Here is a 2962-nt window from a genome sequence, read left to right as displayed (position 1 = left end):
GAACTGGCTTGAGAAGCACCCACGGTTCCACATGCACTTCACCCCGACGTACTCGTCGTGGATCAACCAGGTCGAGCGTGTCTTCGCGGAAGTGACCCGGGACCTACTGCAACGTTCTGATCACCGCAGCGTGCAAGCCCTCGAGAAAGACCTCCGCAGCTGGGTGAAGGCCTGGAACGTGGATCCACAGCCCTTCATCTGGACCAAAACCGCCGAAGACATCCTCGCCTCCATCGCCAGATACCTGAAACGAATTAACGAATCAGGACACTAGTGGGTGCCGGTCCGTGGCAGCGCCTGTCAAAGGTGATTCCGGTGTGACTCAGGAAACAAATTCTTCTTCACGGGACCAATCCGTGAGACAGATCACATCGAATCCCCTGTATGCGGGCTCAAGATTTGGATCCGCATGAACTTCCCTCATGAGGAGACAGCTATGAAGATTATGAAGAAGACAATGCTTTTGGCTCCCGCTGTTGCGTTGGGTCTGACTGCCATGGCCGGTGCCCCCGCGATGGCCGACCATGCCGCGGGCTCGTACTCGACCACGTTCCAGGACATCAACGAGACCGGCGCCAGCGGCAGCGCCTGGGTCAATGTCGAAGGCTCCACGGCTACGGTCAACCTCCAGGCCTCCGGGCTGGCCGAGACGTTCAACGATGGCGCGTTCCCGCACGTGCAGCACATCCACATCGCCGCCCAGGGAACCTGCCCGAGCATCGCCGCGGATGACGCGAACGGTGACGGAATCGTTGACACCGTTGAAGGTCAGCCCTCCTACGGTGAAATCGGCACGACGTTGTCCCTCGGCGATGCTGACAAGAGCCCGGCAGCGGCCACCGACATCAGCGTGGCTCCCTCAGGCGAATCGTTCACCTACTCGGAGACCTTCGAGTTGAACGAGGACACCCAGGACTCCCTGGCTGATGGAACCGGCGTCATCGTCGTGCACGGCATTGACCCTGCCGGCCTGAGCGAGGAAGCCGCCAGTGCCAAGTCCAACCTGGTTCCGGAACTGCCGCTGGCAGCAACGGCTCCGGCCCTGTGTGGCGCCCTCGAAATGATGCCCGCAGGTGGCGCTGACACCGGTGTTACCTCCGCGGCTGCCACCAACGGCGGCAACGGTGGAAGCGACATGGGCATGATCGCCCTCGGCGGTGGCCTCCTGGCCGCAGCCGGTGGCGCCTACGCCATCCGCCGCAAGGTCGTCGCCGGCCGCTAAGGCCCGGCATCTGAAGCGCTAAGGATCACTGACCCTTCGGTGATCCTGCTGAGAAGGACCGCCGCTTCCGCCACTGGCGGGGGCGGCGGTCCTCTTTTAACCTTCGCAGGGGCGCGAAAAGTATTCGAAAAGGAAACGGATTGATCATGAGCATTAGAAGAAGTGCTGCCGCTATTGTGTTGGCTGCTGCCTTGACCGCGATCACCGGCTGCGGGTCCTCAGGTGGAGAAACCACCGGCGATACGCCCGCCCCGGAGGCTTCCTCCACCATGGCCGCCGAACCACAACCATCGGCCAGCGAATCCATGGACGCAGAGATAGGTGAAGAGATGGCCACCTCCGAGCAGGAGGAGGTTGTCATCACCGTCGAGGGCTTCGAGTTTGACGGACCCGAATCGGTCAGCCCGGGGGCGACCGTCACTGTGGTCAATAAGGATTCCGCTCCGCACACGGTCACCTCCGAAGAAGAAGGCGCCTTCGATGTTCGCTTCGAAGGCGGTGAAACCGTGACCTTCACCGCGCCGGAGGAACCCGGCGAATACCCCTACATCTGCACCATCCACCCGGCCATGATGGCCACCCTGGCGGTTGAATGAAAAACGGATCACCAACCTCCAGAAGCAGAAATACTGCGCTGTTGATCGTCCTGCGGATCGTGATCGCCGCGACCCTGGCCGTTGATGCCATCATTCACCTGCAGTTGGCCGCCAACTATCAGCTGGCTGCTCCGGCCGGCATTGGACAGGGCAACCTGTTCCGCATCCAGGCTGTTTCCGCGATCCTTGCCGGGCTCTATGTACTGATCCGTGGCAGCCGCGCCTCCTACGTGGCCGCCGCCCTCGTCGCACTGGCCGCATTCGCCGCCGTCATGCTCTACCGGTACCTCGACATACCTGCCATCGGCCCGATCGCCACTGGCGGGGGCGGCGGTCCTCTTTTAACCTTCGCAGGGGCGCGAAAAGTATTCGAAAAGGAAACGGATTGATCATGAGCATTAGAAGAAGTGCTGCCGCTATTGTGTTGGCTGCTGCCTTGACCGCGATCACCGGCTGCGGGTCCTCAGGTGGAGAAACCACCGGCGATACGCCCGCCCCGGAGGCTTCCTCCACCATGGCCGCCGAACCACAACCATCGGCCAGCGAATCCATGGACGCAGAGATAGGTGAAGAGATGGCCACCTCCGAGCAGGAGGAGGTTGTCATCACCGTCGAGGGCTTCGAGTTTGACGGACCCGAATCGGTCAGCCCGGGGGCGACCGTCACTGTGGTCAATAAGGATTCCGCTCCGCACACGGTCACCTCCGAAGAAGAAGGCGCCTTCGATGTTCGCTTCGAAGGCGGTGAAACCGTGACCTTCACCGCGCCGGAGGAACCCGGCGAATACCCCTACATCTGCACCATCCACCCGGCCATGATGGCCACCCTGGCGGTTGAATGAAAAACGGATCACCAACCTCCAGAAGCAGAAATACTGCGCTGTTGATCGTCCTGCGGATCGTGATCGCCGCGACCCTGGCCGTTGATGCCATCATTCACCTGCAGTTGGCCGCCAACTATCAGCTGGCTGCTCCGGCCGGCATTGGACAGGGCAACCTGTTCCGCATCCAGGCTGTTTCCGCGATCCTTGCCGGGCTCTATGTACTGATCCGTGGCAGCCGCGCCTCCTACGTGGCCGCCGCCCTCGTCGCACTGGCCGCATTCGCCGCCGTCATGCTCTACCGGTACCTCGACATACCTGCCA

6 protein-coding genes are annotated in these 2962 nt (G+C 61.7%); all 6 read left to right on the top strand.

Annotated features, from left to right (window positions below; translation table 11 throughout):
* Positions 1-274: transposase (locus Y707_RS0102035; protein ID WP_026533855.1), on the top strand; the 274-nt coding region annotated here is incomplete at its 5' end.
* Positions 275-436: 162 nt separating this feature from the next.
* Positions 437-1222, top strand: coding sequence for a hypothetical protein (locus Y707_RS0102030; RefSeq protein ID WP_333782830.1), 786 nt, complete (start codon positions 437-439; stop codon positions 1220-1222).
* Positions 1223-1368: 146 nt separating this feature from the next.
* Positions 1369-1818 carry a cupredoxin domain-containing protein gene (locus Y707_RS28730; RefSeq protein ID WP_051441558.1) on the top strand — a complete coding sequence of 150 codons (450 nt, stop codon included), beginning with the start codon at positions 1369-1371 and terminating at the stop codon, positions 1816-1818.
* Positions 1815-2207, top strand: coding sequence for a hypothetical protein (locus Y707_RS28725; protein ID WP_051441559.1), 393 nt, complete (start codon positions 1815-1817; stop codon positions 2205-2207). The genes Y707_RS28730 and Y707_RS28725 overlap by 4 nt, the downstream gene beginning before the upstream one ends.
* Positions 2208-2209: 2 nt before the next feature.
* Positions 2210-2659, top strand: a complete 450-nt coding sequence (locus Y707_RS28720; RefSeq protein WP_051441558.1) for a cupredoxin domain-containing protein — start codon at positions 2210-2212, stop codon at positions 2657-2659.
* Positions 2656-2962, top strand: a 307-nt coding sequence (locus Y707_RS0102010) for a hypothetical protein (RefSeq protein WP_051441557.1), incomplete at its 3' end; no start/stop codon positions are given. The genes Y707_RS28720 and Y707_RS0102010, both read left to right, overlap by 4 nt.

The sequence above is a fragment of the Arthrobacter sp. H14 genome (genome assembly GCF_000520495.1).
In the GTDB taxonomy this organism is placed as follows: Bacteria; Actinomycetota; Actinomycetes; order Actinomycetales; family Micrococcaceae; genus Arthrobacter_C.
This window is presented reverse-complemented; position numbering and strand designations above follow the sequence as displayed.